This window comes from Wolbachia endosymbiont (group B) of Dolichovespula media, from assembly GCF_947179505.1.
Taxonomy (GTDB): Bacteria; Pseudomonadota; Alphaproteobacteria; order Rickettsiales; family Anaplasmataceae; genus Wolbachia.
In genome coordinates this window covers 277046-293219 of the sequence record NZ_CAMXBR010000002.1, presented here as the reverse complement: position 1 = coordinate 293219, position 16174 = coordinate 277046, and the positions used below count along the sequence as shown (strand labels likewise).

Below are 16174 nucleotides of genomic sequence, written 5' to 3'. Positions count from 1 at the left end.
CTTTCTAGTTCTAAAAAGTCTTACATTTATAAAGGAAATAAATTTGTGATTTTCTATGCAAAGCCACTACTATTTATATTTGTTACGTCTTTTTAACATTATAACTGCTTAAAAATAAAAAAATAATATATGAAAGTTATAATTGCTAGTATATTTCTATTAGTAGAATATTATATTAACAAATGATTTATATAATATTTTTATTATAATAGATAGAACTTAAATTATTTTCTTCATAAATAGAGTATTTATGAAAATACGTATATACTCAATCCTACTTTTACTTTTTGCTTGCACTCAATTGTGTGCTGAAGAAGAAGTTGCAAAATTTGATCTGCTCATTGGTAAGGTAAATAAAGCAAACCTCACCATTGAAGGCGCAATAAAGGTTACAATAAAACCAGGTTGGCATATATATTACAAAGACCCTGGAGATTTCGGCCTTCCTACTTCCTTTGACTGTCAGGGTAACATATCAAATATAGATATTCATTGGCCTACTCCCAAGGAACATGAAGATAAAGTTGGGGAAGTTACATTTGTTAGTAACATATATGAAGATATGGTGTTATTTCCCTTTAAAACTAATATCATTCCAAATCAGAAATACGCTGATATTAACTTTCATATAAAGTACGCAATATGTAAAGATAGGTGTATCCCTAAAAATGCCGAGATAAAAACCAGTCAACCACTAAAGGATTTTATGGATTCCGATATCAATAAACTCATAAATGAGTGGTATGAAAAATAGGATTTTAGCAGGCTTACTATAGCTTTTATAGTGTTACTTCTCATAAACAATAAGTTAGGTATTTTTCAATTTTTGCTATATACTCGAGTAAAAATCTCTCTTTTACAGATGGATACAGTAAAGTTTGTTTTATTACTGCCAACAATACTACTCATACTAGTTGCTGGTGTTTACCTATCGGTTAAACTAAAATGGTTACAGGTGTTTAGACTACCGTATGCCGTTTCACTTATTGGAGCTAAAAGAGGAGAAAATAAATTTTCTTCTATAGCCGCCCTGTTTACAATCTTAGGAGGAAATTTAGGAGTAGGAAACGTTTCAGGCACTGCTGTTGCTCTAAAAACCGGAGGACCAGGATCCATTCTATGGATGGCAATAATTATTGTTGTTACTTCTGTGATAAAATATGTTACTTGTTACCTAAGTATAAAAACCAGAAAAGAAAAAAATGGACGGTTTATAGGTGGACCTGTAGCCTACATGACTGATGCATTTAATTCTAGAAAAGCTACAGTTGTGTTTCTAGTTATTATGATGATGGTTTCAATAACAGTTGGTAACCTTGTTCAGGTAAATTCTCTATCAATACCACTCAGCATGGTAGATATACCTGTAGTCATTGGCGGCATTGTAATGGCCATAATATTTTTTGTTGTTGCAGCTCTCAGCTTAAAAAAAATTAAAATTTTTATATCGGCTATGATACCGATAATGACGGTAAGTTACCTCACACTTTGCGGTATCATATTATTTAAGTTTAGTGAAAATATTCTTCCTTCTCTAAAACTAATAACAAGCAATTTTTTTACAACTAGTAGCTTTAACTCTGGCTTATCTTTAGGTTTAATTTTAGAAATGTTGACTATTATTCAAGTAGGAACTCTGCGAGGTATTTTTGCAACAGATATAGGACTTGGCCTCGAAGGAATTGTACACTCCTCGATTACTCCTAAAAAAAATAACAATAAATTTATCATTGAACAGAGTCTAATCACAATAATATCTCCTTTTATAGTTGCACTCATAGTGTTCATTACAGCAATGGTACTGCTTGTCACAGATTCTTGGATTACTGATTTAGAGAGCACTAACATGTGCATTTTTGCTTTTAGAAAAGCTATGAATTGGCCCTATACTGACTATTTAATTATGGCTATAATGTTTTGTTTTGCCTTTACTACTATCTTTACTTGGTTTTTTTGTTCAAAACAAACAATACGCTATGTATCTATGGATAATAAATACACTAAAATCTGGACTGTAGTTTTTACCTTAGTCATTCCATTTGGTGCAATCGGTGGAGTTAAGTTACTCTGGGATATCGCTGATATTTCAATTGCTGCTTTGCTGCTCATAAACATACTTGCTATACTCAAGCTCACTTCTCAAGATCCAGAAGTATTTACTATGAGTAGCAAATACTTGAAGTTGTAAAAACAGAGCTAAAGCAATATTTTAAGTTATCATCCCAGTCTGGAATCCAGCCTTTCATGAACTTCATCAAAAATGTTATGTTTTAACATAATACTTTTATGCTCACTAACTGAGTGCCACTGGATCCCAGTGTCAGCTACTCAAATGACATATTTTTTGGTGAAAATTACTCTTATATTACAACGTTTGTAGTTATGAATTTGACTATAGGATCAAGTCTAGAAAAATCTAGATTCCAGACTGGAATGACAACTTAAATTGCTTGATGTGAACATAAAATAGCTCATGTCATCACGTTAGCAATACAACTTCTTTAATAAAAACTAAATCAATTCCCGTAATAATTGTACTAGCTAAGGCTAAAAGGCAGAGGGTTATTAGTGAGGGAAAATATGAATACTCAAAGCACACAACAATATCATGAATTCATTCGAGGATTTTTTACTTTATTCGATGAAATAAAAAAGGAAGACGACCCAATTTATAATTCCAGAGTTGGTTTTAATGCAGTAAAGTTTCTAATAAAGCACTCCATCTGGAATTTGGAGACAGATGAAGACAAAAATAAAGCTTATGAAGTTATTCTTCCAGAGCAGAACAAGATAAAGAAAGCCGAACAAAAGCTTGAAAGTGAAGTTAAAGCAAGGTTAAAAGAGTATGTTGATGATATCGCAGGAGTTTCAATATATGGCGATCACGCAAGTATTACACTGGGAGATGACAAAAAAGAGTTTAAAATCAGCGAGTTTTTAAATAGTGACTTTTGTCAGAAGAAAGGAATTTCGGGATTTTCAACGCTGCATAGTGATGGAAAGAGCGGAATGCACGGTTTTGTTGCCGAAGAAGGAGAGAAAAGAATAAGGCATTATGTTGTAACCGATGGTTCATATGAAATGACTTTGAATTGGCATGACAAAAATGGAAAAAAATGTACTATCAAAATCAAGATTGATAAAGATGGTGTAGATCTCACTGAACGTAATGGTGTTGCTGAGGAACAATTAAAAGCAAACACAGATGTAAAAATAGGTGGCTTATTCCTATATCAAATACAATTCAAGGAGAAAGGACAAGAACAAGAGAATCAACAATCATCTGAAACTTTCATAGAAAGTGATATCAGTAAAGGTGTTGGCGTTCAAGCTACTCAAGATCAAGAAGTTGAGTTTAAGCATGCAACGACTAGCACTACAAATTCTAATAACGCATCTGCTAAAAAGATTCCACCGTCACTGCCACCTAGAGCTAGTTCATTACCTAATAATCAGAAAAAAGATGAGTATCAGCCAATACGGATTAATAGTAGAAATAACTACAATTCTCCATATTCTGATGCTTCTTCAAGCAGTACTATTTTCACCAAGTCTGTAATCTACAATCAAGATAATACACAAGAGGATGAACGGTATGACAATCCTACATTTGCTACATTTGGACATGCTGTACCTGGAAGCCGAAAATCAGATGAAAGTGAGCAAATATCTAATAACCGGCAAAAAGGTGCAATTTTTGATCCTACAGCTACTGAAAGCGCTGCACCAGCACAAGACGTTGCATTCAAAAAAGTTAAAGAATCACGCAATACTGGAAATAAGCAACCACTAAATGATGTAGCTTCGATTCTTGCATGGAAAGCAAAAAATGAGTTATTACGTAGTGAAAGTGAGTATGATGAAGAATTTTCTGACTTCGAAGATGGTTGGAGCGATAACGAAGATGAGTATATAACGCTTTCAAATCCTCAATCAGATTATAAACAAGAAAAAGATTATCTTAGCACTAAGGAAAACGAAGAAAGAGGAAACGATAAACAAAAAGAAACCGAAGATAAATTACAAGAAAATGAATCTCTAGAATATAGCTCAACAGACATAAAAACAAACGATTCGGGCTATTCATCTCCAACTCACTCTAATCATGAAAAATCTCGAGTAAATTCTGGACAGTTAAAAGCGAGCCTAATGAATGTTGAACAAAGAGATGATACCCTACTTACGGAATTTACCAGTAAGTTGGATAAAGAAACTCAGAAATTCCTGCTAAAACCAGTAAATCAAAAGAAAATGAGTGGGCAAACAAAAGAACATTTATTAGCAGCTGGATTGCTAAAAGACAATGCAGCGGAGAAAGAAATAAACGACTCAGGTTACTCATCTCCAACTTACACTAGCCACTATAATTTTCAGGTCAATTCTGAGCAATTAGAGAAGAGATTAGAAACCATTGAACCAAAAGATACATTGGAAAAATTGAATAAAGGATTGAGAGAACCTTCACACCAGGCTACTAAAGATTTATTCTCAGAAAGTATGTTGAAAGAAATAAAAGAAGGTAAAAAATATGACCCTGTACGTAAGTTATTAGAAAGAAAAGTGGCAGAACAAGAAGCAGAACAAGAAAATGATAATACTAATCTGACTATAGACAAAAATAGCGAACTATATAAATTGCTAGAAAAAGATGCAGCACAACTGAAAGCTGGAATAGTAGAAGAGGAAAGAAAAGATACTTTAACAGAACGCAATGATAGTCCTGATCGCAATAGAATTGCATTAGCAAATAGAAATAGAATATGGGCTAAACTTATTGCTGAAGAAAAACAAAAAAAGGACAATGGTATTAGTATAGGTTAAAGTAATTACTTAGCAAGCAATGGGTTTCATGTAATGGTAACCCTATTACAGAAGAGTATGAGCCACGTAAAAATAATACAAACATTCCTGCAAGACCTTGTATGTTGCACCCCCCTGCCCTGTTTTTCCACTCTTCTGATGCTAAATAATATTTAATTTCTTGTTCGCTGAGACGCTTAAATTTCACTATTGTAACTACAGTCCTAATATGCTGTTTAGATTGATCAGGAGTTAATAAACACACACTGGTGTATACTCTATGCCTTCTTCCTGATAACAAGCGAACGCATTTTTCTGCTTGCTCAACGTTTTCAGCTTTGAGCAGTATCCTTCTACCACAAGCAACAACTGTATCAACACCAAGCACAAAGTAATTTAGATTTGCACTTTGTATTTTCTCGGCTTTACTTTTTGCCATACGGATTGAGTAATCTTTTGGCAGCTCTTTCTTCAAAGGCGATTCATCTGTATCTGCTGGCAAAACTAAACCTGGCTTAATATTTATTTGTTTTAGTAAGGCTACTCGCCTTTCTGATGATGAAGCAAGAATAAGATTATCTAGAGATTGTTCTATCACTTGAGCCTTTTTATTATCCTACCCTTTCTTGCATTCCTATCATAAATACTCATCTCAACTAACACTCTATCGCCTATAATGATACGTATTTTACTTCTTCTCACTCTTCCTGATACATGACAGATAATCTCATGTTCATTGTCCAGCTTCACTCTAAATTCTGCTGCAGGTAGTAAAGCAGTTACTGCCCCTTCCACTTCAAAAATTGTTTTTGATTTGTCTTCTTTTATCATTGTCGTATTATAATTTAATAATCTTTTTCAGTCTACTATAGATTTTAAATTATTATCAATACAGGAGATTTTTATACTCTACTTGAGTATTGCTCTTGCAACTTAACTCCAATCATCTCCTTAACAATGCAAGAGGAAAGCGAGCTACCTACGCTTCTACTCTCTACTACCTTCTCAATAGAACTTATATTAGAAGATAAATCATTATCACAATTTTCCTCATCGCTATCAAGTCCACTATCAAAACTTGAAGATCTGGATAACTCTGTCTTCTTTTGTGAGGCACTATCAGGTTCACTAAAAACGTTTCCTGCTAGAGTATAAAATTGATGATTGAAGCTTCTTTGTTCAATAGAACTCATGTTAGAAGATAAACCATTATCACTACCATATCCTCCATCAGAGCTTGAAGATCTGAGTAACGTCATCTTTTCTTCCAGTGGAACACAAGACTCATTATTAGTCTCATTAAAAATATTTCTTGTTGGAGTATAAAATTGATTATTGAGGCTTCTTTGTTCATCAGCATGAATTTTTTCTCCCAGTCCATCAGCTATTTCTACAACTTTATCATCCCATTCATTCTCACACTCTAGCTTGCTTCTTAACTCTTCAACTTCCCATGCTAGTTTGCATATCCCTTGTTCATAAGATTCCAGTTGTGCTTTATGCTCATCTTTCAACTCTTGCACTTGAAGTTTTAAATTGCTTATATACTGCTCCTTTTCCTTCATTATGTGTGCTGCTTCTTTTAATTTGTCTTCTAACTCCTTCTTTTCTGTATTAACACCTTTTAGCTTACCCTCTAGCTTTCCTTTTGCTTCACATACATTTTTAAGTTCTTGTGCTTTCTCTTGTAACTCTGCTAACACGCTTGCTAACTTTTCATCTTTTTGTGCCAGTTCAGTTTGCAATTCCGTGTTTTTTCGCTCTTCTTTTCCAAAACTGTTTTGTAAATCAGTTATTTGTTGTGAAGCAATTTCTGGTTGAGTTTCAGTGTGCTGTAAATTGGCTTCCAATGCATTGCTATTAATAGAAGGAGAAGGAGAAGAAGGAAGGCTATTATCAGCATCAACTTTATGATCTAACTTCCCCTCTGGTTCCTTACCTTGATAAGCCACCATAGATTCATTGTAAAGATTAATAGGAGTAGCCCTATTCTCTTCTAGTGATTCCATTACAGCATCATATAAGGAGAGACCTTGAATATATAATTCATCGTTTTGCTTTATTAATTCTAGAATCTACTTCGATGAAACAAAATCTTCACCATTAAATTTTAGTATTTCAGTTATGCCATCGCTACTCACATTCATAATCATGGTACACATTCTTGATCCATCTTTTGCAGCCCAAGTGCTTGTCATTTCATAATATGCACCTTCTTTAAATTCATAATATCTTTTCTTATCTTTTTTATGAGCGTGTATTTCATGTTTTTTATTGCAATAGATATTCAGTTCTTTAATATCTTTCTCTTGCTGTAAAACGTCACTAATCTTTGTTGGCTCACTATTGTCGTAATGAGTAAGGTTAATATTCAAAACTTTATTATTATTGTCAATTTCTTCACAGTAAACTTGAAAGTCCTCTTTCCATTTTCCAAAATACCTACTTGCAACTTCTTTTCCTTCCTTTACTAACTCTATGTATTTACCTATATTTTTCTCAAAGTCCTCATTAACAGGCTTTTCTCTTTACTTTTACTGCTTCATCCACATACATTCGCTTAAAATCATTATCACCTATTAGATTACTAAAACGCCAATTACCATAAGCTTTTTGTATATCAGTAAAGTCCATCTTTTCTCTCAAAAGCGCTAATAAGCTTATCTTATCTCTCAAATTTTCTAACTCACAATCGAGAAAATCATCGAAACTGCATAACTTTTTATACAGTTCTCTATCTTCTATAATTGAGCAAAGAAATTTCATTATAGTAAGGTTCTTAATGGAAGGCTCATTTTTTTCTACATCATTAATATAGCTTTTGAGAAATTGAAATATACCAAGCCCATCGCTATCTTGGACAAACTTCTCTCTATCATTAACACAATTGTTGCCCTGTGATGAACATAATCTATTATGCAATTTTTGCAAGTCATGTATTGACTTAACTACATATTCTGCAACTGACAATTCTCTCAGCTAATCACTTGTTTTTTCCGCTTTTATTGCTTTGTCTCCCTTAGTCAAACCTGCAATCATAATACGCCTACTTTAACTATGTTTATATTATAACAATCAACATGTATTTAAGAAAAATCACACTGCTCACTGTACGTTTACGCTGCTACTTTACATAATAGATTGCTTGAAGTCACACAAGTATCGTTTTTTATTAGATAAAAGTTAATAAGACGTTTTCATAGATTTTTAAGCTTAATAACATCCTCTCTATTGGGACTAGTTGAAATTAGATGAATTGATACGCCTATTAATTCTTCTATTTTTCTCACATATTTCATCAAATTTGCAGGTAATTCCTTAACTGACCTTTTGCCTTGAGTTTTCTCTTTCCAACCAGGAAATTCTTCATATATTGGCTCTAATTCTTTTTGTATTGAATGTGATGCGGGTAAATAATCATACATTTTTCCGCCATACTTATAACCAGTGCCTATTTTAATAGTATCAAAAGAATCAAGAATATCTAATTTGGTTAATACAATGCTTGAAACTCCAGAGAGTTGTACGGCCTGGCGCACTAAAACTGCGTCAAACCATCCGCAGCGCCTTCTTCTATTGCTTACTGTTCCAAGTTCCTTACCTATAGAAAATAAGCTGTCTCCAATCTCGTTATTTTGTTCAGTAGGAAATGGACCATTACCCACTCTTGTTGTATACGCTTTTGCTACACCAATAATGTGAGCATTGTAGGATAATCCTGAGCCTGTTATCGCTTGCGATGCTACGGTATTACTTGAAGTAACAAAAGGGTAAGTTCCGTGGTCGATATCTAAAAATGCGCCTTGAGCGCCTTCAAATATTATTTTCTTACCTTCTTTCATAAAATCATTTAGTATCTTCCACACAGGTTTTTTATATGAAAGAATTTTTTCTGAAATCTGTCGAATTTCCTTTAATATTTCTTCTTTTTCAACCACCTGGTAGTTAAGGCCTTTTCTGATAGAATTATGGTAACTCAGGAGAGCATCCACTCTTTGATTGAGCTCATCTGCGTTTTCTAAGTCACAAATGCGTATAGCTCTCCTTCCAACTTTATCTTCATAACATGGCCCTATTCCTTTGTTTGTTGTGCCAATTTTGCAATTTCCGTTTAAATCTTCAAATAGCTTTTCCTTGTCCTTATGTACGCTAAGTATTAATGGACAGCTCTCGGATACCATCAAGTTGTTATAGTTTACGTCCACTCCTTTAACTTTCAATGATTCTATTTCTGATATTAGAGCTTGTGAATCAAGAGCAACGCCATTTCCTATGATAGATATTTTTCCTGGCCTCAAAACAGCAGAGGGCAGTAAATTTAATTTATAAACCTCATCATCTATTACTATAGTGTGCCCTGCATTATTTCCTCCCTGAAATCTCACAACTACATCTGCATTCTCAGAAAGATAATCTACTATTTTACCCTTGCCTTCGTCACCCCATTGCAGACCAACAATTACAATATTATTCATCACTATTTTCTAGATTAATACGTAAATATTAATGCAGCATGCTACAAATGAAAAGAGAAATCTACGCCTTTCCTACACCTATTAAATAAAGAAATATACTATCGACTTTTTTTATATGTTATCAAATTATTCATCATTATATGATACAACTTACAGTATATTTATAGTAAGGTGTTAATTATGAAAGAGGCAAAGGAGAGTCCAGTAGTTAGATTAAAGGCCACAGCTAAAGAGTTCAATTTTGGTAAATTAAGAGCAGATCAAGATAATAAATTAGCAAATTCTGGTGAAACAATGTTCTTGGATTTTCAAAGGATGAATTTTATTATTAATAAAAAAGAAATAGATAAAAATTTTATTATTGCATTTAAGGAAGGAGATAAAGATTATAAAAATGAGATTTTTAACCGTGATAATTTTGATAACCTCTCCGAAGAAGGTAAAGCTTTTATGGAACCAGTACTTAAGGAGCTTGATCAAGATAGACTATCTGAAGTTTGGGAAAATCATTGTAATAGCCCTACAATTGCTGATGAGAAAAAAATTGATGAATATAGAAAGGAATTTGAGAGATTTTATAACGCAGGGAGAAGCTCTTATCATCTATTCTCCAAAAAAGATTACCGTGCATTAGCAAAGGAAATTTTCAAGGAAATGTTCAGGTATGCTGGAGCAGAAGTTCCAAGTAATGCTATTTTAGAAGAGCTAGTCACCAATTGTAATCAAGCAGGGTATGAAGCTGGTATATTTAATGAATCTCATGCAGCACTCAGTAGTTGTAGCTTGATTCCACATAGTCCTAAAAAAGCGCTAAACATTTACTGCACTGATCACAACCACATAAAAGTGAAGTCTGATATGGCAATGCCTATAACCACGCTTAACAATCCGAAAGAGAAAATATGCGACCTATCCAGCTCATTAGAATTTACACTTGAGTCTCAATATGGTGAAGACCTTGTAAAATATGGAGATGGTAAATTATCACTTACTATTCCTGAAGAGTTGAAAAACTATAAAGACAATGGCAAGACCTTGTTTGACACTATTAAAGAATATTTTCAGAAATTCCGTGCAAAATTAGGATTTAAACCTGAGGCAAAAATACAAATAGAGCATAGCTTAGGTACTCAAATCAAAGTAAACAACTATTTAGATGGTACAATATCTACTACAGGATCGGATGCAAATGAAAAATTTACCAATCTTTTAAAGAAAAATCTCAGAGAGAGGTTATTGGGATCAGGAGTTGCTCTAGGAGATGAAGATGTTGATGATATTATTGAAGTCAGAGTATCTACAGTTATGGATCTACTGCGTGATTATACTAAATTGGAAGATAATAAAGAAAACAGAGAGTTATTAATAAGTGAAGTAGCAGATAATTTAGGGCTTTCCACTCAAGATAAAACAGCATCAGAAGTATTGATGGAATTAAACTCTTTACCTTCTTCGATAAAAGGTCAGGTTAATCATAATCAAGTGCAGTTTGTTGTAAATATTTTTACCAATTTAATTGTTGAAGGAAAAAGCGAAGTATACAAAGAAAAAAATGCAATTAATGCAATTGATGCAATTCATCAGAAGATAGATAAGGCAATTGTTGAGCAAGAAAAAAGAGCAACCAACAAACAAGATATAGAAAATGATAAATGGACAGATAAAATAAAAAAACAGAGATTATCTATGGAATCACATGGGCATTTGCATTAAAGATACTGTGTACAGAGGCGTAGTATGCTCAATTTTCGCCTTTCATTTAAAGCACTCAAATTGACCAAACACACTCAATCCAAAGCGTTTGTAGATTCGATATCTTGAGTAACTTGACGCAGAGAGAATTGTATACCTTAGTCAACTTTTCTAGCGGTATCCATAAGGTAAATCATTATTTGAGTGTTACACCCAAGCCCTCTTTATTTTCCTCTGTTATCAAGCTAAAAATACCATTTGGTTTCATTATGTATACGAAACTATTATGCTTGCAAGAAAAAAAAAACTAAAAAACTGGAAAAGAGAATAGGAATTTGACATAAGCTATTCCCAAATTTTCAATGTTCATATGGTTATAAGCAGTACAGCTATTAATCATCCATTATTGATATACCTGAATTATTCTCAGTAAATAAATCAAGTATAATGTTAGGTACTCTACCATCAACTATGTGAACAACCCCTGCACATTCTTCTACCATTTTAGTATATGACATAAGCCTTTCAACAAATTTTTCTCCTTTAATTTTTCCACAATCAATCGATTCTTTTAAATTTTTAATCAAGACTCTTCTATTGCCAACTTTGTTTATTTCTTCATCTGTATCAGTCAAGATTATCATTTTAGATGCGTAAACTGCAAGTGCAATTGCACTTGCAGTGCTATCAGTATCAATATGATATGTTTCTCCATTTTTTCCATAACCGATAGGTGCAATAACTGGTATAGAATCTGATTCTTCAATAAAGAATAATATATCAGGATTGATTTCAGTTGGTCTACCGATAAATCCCATGTCTAGTATTTTTTCAATATTATTTAATCTATTTTCCCTAAGCGTAGTGCTTATCTTTTCAGCTTTTATGAGGTTGCCATCTTTTCCACATAGTCCAATAGCTGAACCACCAGCAGAATTTATATGCTGAACAATTTTTTTATTAATTGAACCACACAGTGCCATTTCAATGATTTTCATAGTGCTTTTGTCTGTAAGTCTGACACCATTTATAAACTTATCATTCATACCTAGCATTTTTAACACTAAGTTAATTTCATATTCTCCGTCATGAACTACCACCGGATTTATACCAAGCTGTTTCAACAGAACAACATTATGCGCAAAAGCACTAAGCAGCGTTTCATCTGAGATTATTACACTGCTGCATTTGATGATAAAAGTTTCGCCTACAAATTTAGGTATGTTAGACAGAACTTCAAATAATATTTCTGTTTTTTCCTTCAATGGCATCTTACCATTTAAAGATTCATCACTTTTCATTTTTTTATCTTGTAAATTTGAAAAACTCATCTCTTACCTTGGTGATTTTATGCTTAACACGAATGCTTATTTGATGAATTGATACATGTTCATTATTAACCCACTTTTGAGTATTTTCTAGAATAGCATCTAGACTTTCCTGATTCACTTTATCTATTTTTGTTAGCACAATATTAAAGTTAATATTATTACATATTAACCAATAAACAAAGTCTTTGTCTATTTCTTTTAATCCTACCTTGCTATCTATAAGCACAAAGACTCTTTTTAGATTTCTCCTGTGAATTAGATAGTACTCAATTAGGTTTAAGTATTGTACTGCTTCTTCCTTGCTTGCACAAGAATAGCCATAACCCGGTAGGTCGACAATCCTAAACTTATCATTGTACATAGAGTAAAAATTTATTTGTCTAGTGCATCCAGGTTTAGAAGAAACTCTTGCAGCTTTTTTGCTGTTTATCAGCAGGTTGATTAAACTTGATTTTCCTACGTTTGATCTACCAGCAAATGCAATCTCTGGAGCCGACTCATCTGGTAATGATTTTTTGTCTGAAGCTCCAAATATGAAGCTGCAGATTGATGTTATCTGTTTTGCCATTATACTTAGGTAGAAATATTCGAGACAATTATAGTGTTATTGCTTGATATAAGAAATTTTTTATTTCAGTATATATTACTTACTTAAACAGCTGAAAACTAGGCCTGTACTATATGGATATAGAGAATAATTTACAAGACTTAAAAAAAAAGTTTTCTGATGTAGAGAGAAATCTGGAAAACCCTACCAATTTGAGTCAAAAAGAATTCGTTAGTTTTTCAAAGGAATACTCTGAACTCAGACCAATTATCGAGATAATCGATGAATATAATATATTAAAAGAGGAAATTTCAGATTTAGAAGAAATCATGAAAGATGAGAACAGCGATGGTGATATAAAAGAGTTAGCAAAAGAAGAACTTCTTGAGAAGCAAAAGATACTATTACCAAAAGTAAAAGCAAAACTAAAGTTGGCATTATTACCCAAAGATGAAGATGACTCAAGAAATGCAATATTAGAAATTAGAACAGGCACAGGCGGAGAAGAAGCAGCATTATTTGCAGCGATGTTATTTCGTATGTATCAAAAATATGCAGAAAGAAGAAATTGGAAGTTTGAGCCAATAAGTATTTCTAATACAGGTATAGGTGGCTATAAGGAAGCTTCTGCACTCATTAATGGAACAGAAGTTTTTGCAAGACTGAAATTTGAGTCAGGGGTGCACAGAGTACAAAGAGTGCCAGAAACTGAATCCTCAGGAAGATTGCACACTTCCGCAGCTACTGTTGCAATATTACCTGAAGTAGAAGAGGTTGACTTTGAAATAGAAGAAAAAGATTTACGCATAGATGTTTATAGATCCAGTGGTCCTGGAGGGCAATCAGTGAATACAACTGACAGCGCAGTAAGGGTCACCCACTTGCCAACAGGGATAGTTGTAATACAGCAAGATGAAAAATCGCAGCACAAAAATAAGGCTAAAGCGCTCAAAGTGTTGAGAGCAAGGCTATACGAAATTGAAAGACAAAAAAAAGAAATGGAAAGGTCAACAATGAGGAAAAGCCAAATTGGTTCTGGAGATCGCTCTGAACGTATAAGAACTTATAACTTTCCACAATCAAGAATAACAGATCATAGAATTAATCTCACTTCACATCGACTAGAACAGATTATAAAAGAAGGTGAACTAGATGAATTTATTGAGGCATTGATTTCACGAAATGAAGCAGAAAGGTTGACTGGAGGGGGTAATGTTACTTTTTGATGGAAATTTGAAACAAAGCATAGGTATCAGGTTAAAAAGAAGTAAAGTTAGTTGTTCATAAGGTTGACAATTATTTAAATTTATGCTGTAATTAGCAGCTCTATAACTTACAGAAACCATGGAAGTTGAATTGAATCAATATGTTAATAGTAACACCTTAGAGTTAAATAATCTATATGTATATATGGAAAAGCTAGTAAACTTTTTACAGAAAAAGCAAAATATTACAAGCTTGACTTTATCTAATTGTTATATTGATGCTCAGTGCGGAGAAGTTTTAAATGAAGCATTAGAGAATATTAATCTTCCAAATATTACTGAGTGTAAATTAACTTCTAGCATTATTGGCGCAGAAGGCTCAATAGCAATCACTAAATTGTTAAAGAATGGGTAACTTTCCAAATCTTGTTAAACTTGATTTAATTTCTAATGATATTGATGTTGAAAGTAGAATAATATTAATGAGTGCGCTAAGGGGTGGTAGTTTTTCAAATATTAAAGAATTTAATTTACTTTATGATAACGTTTGCAAAGAAGGCATAGCAGCATTACGTGAATCATAGAACAACAATATGCTTCCAAATCTTATTAAGTTTAGTTTTCCCTTTAGTATTACTAATGATAACAAAGATATGGAAATGTCAAGCGAATACCTATTCGGTTAATAGCATCATATAGAAAAAGGCAAGTTACATTTATTTGTTGCTGCTCATAGAACATCCAAATTCAACTATAGACCTGCTAAAAGGTGTAGGAAATCTTACTGCTATTGACATTATTGCGAAAATTCCATCAATTGATAACTTCCTATTCTGTGTAAAAAAATAAGAAAGGAGAGGAAAAAAGGATTAGTTTCTTTTATGATTATCCAAGAAGTCTATTCTAAATTCAAGTTTTGTGAATAGGCCTAGCGCTTAAATTTTTGATCAAAAAGGGACAAGTTTAGTAAAAAATAATGATATTATAAGTGGAACATAAAATAGTCCCACTGCAGTACTAATTAGGAGCAATAAAGTAGCTTTATCTGGTTGGTAATTTAAAATATTAGCAAGTATTATACTGGATCCAGAAATCGGAATAATAGCCAGTAACATCAGTGCTTTATAGATGCTTTCATCGTATATACCTGTAACATGCTTGTCTAGCAAGACAATTCCCAAAACAAATAACGGCCAGAATATGTACTTTGCTACAATAGTGGTCAAGGCAAGCTTCCAATCTACTTTAAAATTTGTAATTTGTGCAATACTTACTCCAAGCAGCACCATTCCTAATGTGATAAATGTACTTCTGATATTTATCATAACATCTGTCAAAAAAGTGGGTATTTGTATATCATATATACTTAAAAAGAAACCTAGAATCATTGCATATAATGAGGGAAGTTTGAGTAACTTTAATACGCATTCTTTTGCAGTATAGATACCATTTGCAGCTATATAAAATCCCAAGCTATTTTCAAATAGTGCCATTCCTATGTAACAGACAACATACACAGACACTGAATCTTCATCAAATAAAGCAATGGCAATCGGTAGACCAAAATAACCCATACTTGTGCTGCCCGAGCTAAACGCTAATATGTTTCTCGTGTTGTCCTTAAATAAAAAAGAAGAAAGATAATACACTGATAAAGACATAGTACTACCTATAAACCATATCAAAATCGGCAGAGAAATTACTTTTAAATTAACTTCTGTATGAGATACTCCGTATAAAATCACTATTGGATTAGCTATATAAAAGAGTATTTGAGATATAGTATTTCTATCAATTTTAAGATATCTTCCTGCTAAGTAACCAATAAGTATTGTAATGTAAATAGGTAATATTTTGAGGAAAAGAGTAAAGAACATACTAGCCTATTGTGATATCTTTGCTGATAAAGTGATATTAGATTTTAAGGTATTATAAAAGTAAGTAAAATTTATTTTCCAATTAATCAAGTTCATAGTTAGTTAAAAAAGATTCACTGAGTGCCAAAATTTGTTCTTATATAGGACTTAATAATGATATTTTTATGATTAAATTATGTTAAGTTTGTATAAAGCTCCTTGTATATTGTTATAAACCACTTGTAGTAATTTAGGTAGATTGTTGAAA

The 16174-nt window shown here is 32.7% G+C and carries 16 protein-coding genes; 7 read left to right on the top strand and 9 right to left on the bottom strand.

The window, feature by feature from the left end; genetic code table 11:
• Nucleotides 1-250 precede the first annotated feature (250 nt).
• The 3 genes from OM967_RS02400 to OM967_RS02390 all read left to right on the top strand — a co-directional run bounded on the left by OM967_RS02400 (nucleotide 251) and on the right by OM967_RS02390 (nucleotide 4821).
• Nucleotides 251-754 carry a protein-disulfide reductase DsbD domain-containing protein gene (locus tag OM967_RS02400; protein WP_250120354.1) on the top strand — a complete coding sequence of 168 codons (504 nt, stop codon included), beginning with the start codon at nucleotides 251-253 and terminating at the stop codon, nucleotides 752-754.
• 108 nt (nucleotides 755-862) lie between these two features.
• A complete protein-coding gene (locus tag OM967_RS02395; RefSeq protein WP_264337546.1) occupies nucleotides 863-2188 on the top strand; it encodes an alanine:cation symporter family protein in 1326 nt (441 codons plus the stop codon).
• Between the two features lie 392 nt (nucleotides 2189-2580).
• Nucleotides 2581-4821 carry a hypothetical protein gene (locus OM967_RS02390; protein WP_250120352.1) on the top strand — a complete coding sequence of 747 codons (2241 nt, stop codon included), beginning with the start codon at nucleotides 2581-2583 and terminating at the stop codon, nucleotides 4819-4821.
• On the opposite strand, the gene OM967_RS02385 is transcribed toward OM967_RS02390, so the two are convergent.
• From OM967_RS02385 to OM967_RS02360, 6 genes are all read right to left on the bottom strand, one after another.
• Nucleotides 4808-5398, bottom strand: a complete 591-nt coding sequence (locus OM967_RS02385) for a Maf family nucleotide pyrophosphatase (RefSeq protein WP_211908342.1) — start codon at nucleotides 5396-5398, stop codon at nucleotides 4808-4810. The genes OM967_RS02390 and OM967_RS02385 overlap by 14 nt on opposite strands.
• Nucleotides 5395-5631: a translation initiation factor IF-1 gene (gene infA / locus OM967_RS02380; protein WP_007302820.1), complete on the bottom strand. Its 237-nt coding sequence runs from the start codon at nucleotides 5629-5631 to the stop codon at nucleotides 5395-5397. Before infA ends, OM967_RS02385 begins: the two co-directional genes overlap by 4 nt.
• A gap of 71 nt (nucleotides 5632-5702) precedes the next feature.
• Entirely contained in the window at nucleotides 5703-6809 is a 1107-nt protein-coding gene (locus OM967_RS08205; protein WP_264337545.1) for a hypothetical protein, read from the bottom strand.
• 66 nt (nucleotides 6810-6875) lie between these two features.
• Entirely contained in the window at nucleotides 6876-7175 is a 300-nt protein-coding gene (locus OM967_RS08200; RefSeq protein WP_246433216.1) for a hypothetical protein, read from the bottom strand.
• Between the two features lie 136 nt (nucleotides 7176-7311).
• Nucleotides 7312-7770 carry a hypothetical protein gene (locus OM967_RS08195; protein WP_250120349.1) on the bottom strand — a complete coding sequence of 153 codons (459 nt, stop codon included), beginning with the start codon at nucleotides 7768-7770 and terminating at the stop codon, nucleotides 7312-7314.
• A gap of 227 nt (nucleotides 7771-7997) precedes the next feature.
• Nucleotides 7998-9275 (bottom strand): adenylosuccinate synthase, encoded by a 1278-nt coding sequence (locus OM967_RS02360; RefSeq protein ID WP_211908344.1) that lies wholly within the window; start codon nucleotides 9273-9275, stop codon nucleotides 7998-8000.
• Between the two features lie 180 nt (nucleotides 9276-9455).
• Here OM967_RS02360 and OM967_RS02355 point away from each other — a divergent pair, with 180 nt between their 5' ends.
• The gene (locus OM967_RS02355; RefSeq protein WP_250120348.1) at nucleotides 9456-10988 is read left to right on the top strand and encodes a hypothetical protein; all 1533 of its coding nucleotides are present in this window, start codon (nucleotides 9456-9458) and stop codon (nucleotides 10986-10988) included.
• A gap of 371 nt (nucleotides 10989-11359) precedes the next feature.
• Here the strand turns inward: OM967_RS02355 and argB are convergent, their stop codons facing one another.
• Both argB and yihA read right to left on the bottom strand, forming a co-directional pair.
• Nucleotides 11360-12298 carry an acetylglutamate kinase gene (argB, locus tag OM967_RS02350; RefSeq protein WP_250120347.1) on the bottom strand — a complete coding sequence of 313 codons (939 nt, stop codon included), beginning with the start codon at nucleotides 12296-12298 and terminating at the stop codon, nucleotides 11360-11362.
• On the bottom strand, nucleotides 12273-12869 hold the full coding sequence (yihA, locus tag OM967_RS02345; protein ID WP_369800778.1) for a ribosome biogenesis GTP-binding protein YihA/YsxC: 597 nt from the start codon (nucleotides 12867-12869) through the stop codon (nucleotides 12273-12275). Before yihA ends, argB begins: the two co-directional genes overlap by 26 nt.
• 110 nt (nucleotides 12870-12979) lie before the next feature.
• Between yihA and prfA the strand changes: the two genes are divergently transcribed.
• The 3 genes from prfA to OM967_RS02330 all read left to right on the top strand — a co-directional run bounded on the left by prfA (nucleotide 12980) and on the right by OM967_RS02330 (nucleotide 14634).
• A complete protein-coding gene (gene prfA / locus OM967_RS02340) occupies nucleotides 12980-14071 on the top strand; it encodes a peptide chain release factor 1 (protein ID WP_264337544.1) in 1092 nt (363 codons plus the stop codon).
• Nucleotides 14072-14189: 118 nt separating this feature from the next.
• Nucleotides 14190-14465 (top strand): hypothetical protein, encoded by a 276-nt coding sequence (locus OM967_RS02335; protein WP_246433219.1) that lies wholly within the window; start codon nucleotides 14190-14192, stop codon nucleotides 14463-14465.
• A complete protein-coding gene (locus OM967_RS02330; RefSeq protein WP_246433220.1) occupies nucleotides 14458-14634 on the top strand; it encodes a hypothetical protein in 177 nt (58 codons plus the stop codon). Before OM967_RS02335 ends, OM967_RS02330 begins: the two co-directional genes overlap by 8 nt.
• Nucleotides 14635-14997: 363 nt before the next feature.
• On the opposite strand, the gene OM967_RS02325 is transcribed toward OM967_RS02330, so the two are convergent.
• Nucleotides 14998-15927 carry an AEC family transporter gene (locus OM967_RS02325; RefSeq protein ID WP_211908347.1) on the bottom strand — a complete coding sequence of 310 codons (930 nt, stop codon included), beginning with the start codon at nucleotides 15925-15927 and terminating at the stop codon, nucleotides 14998-15000.
• Between the last annotated feature and the right edge of the window lie 247 nt (nucleotides 15928-16174).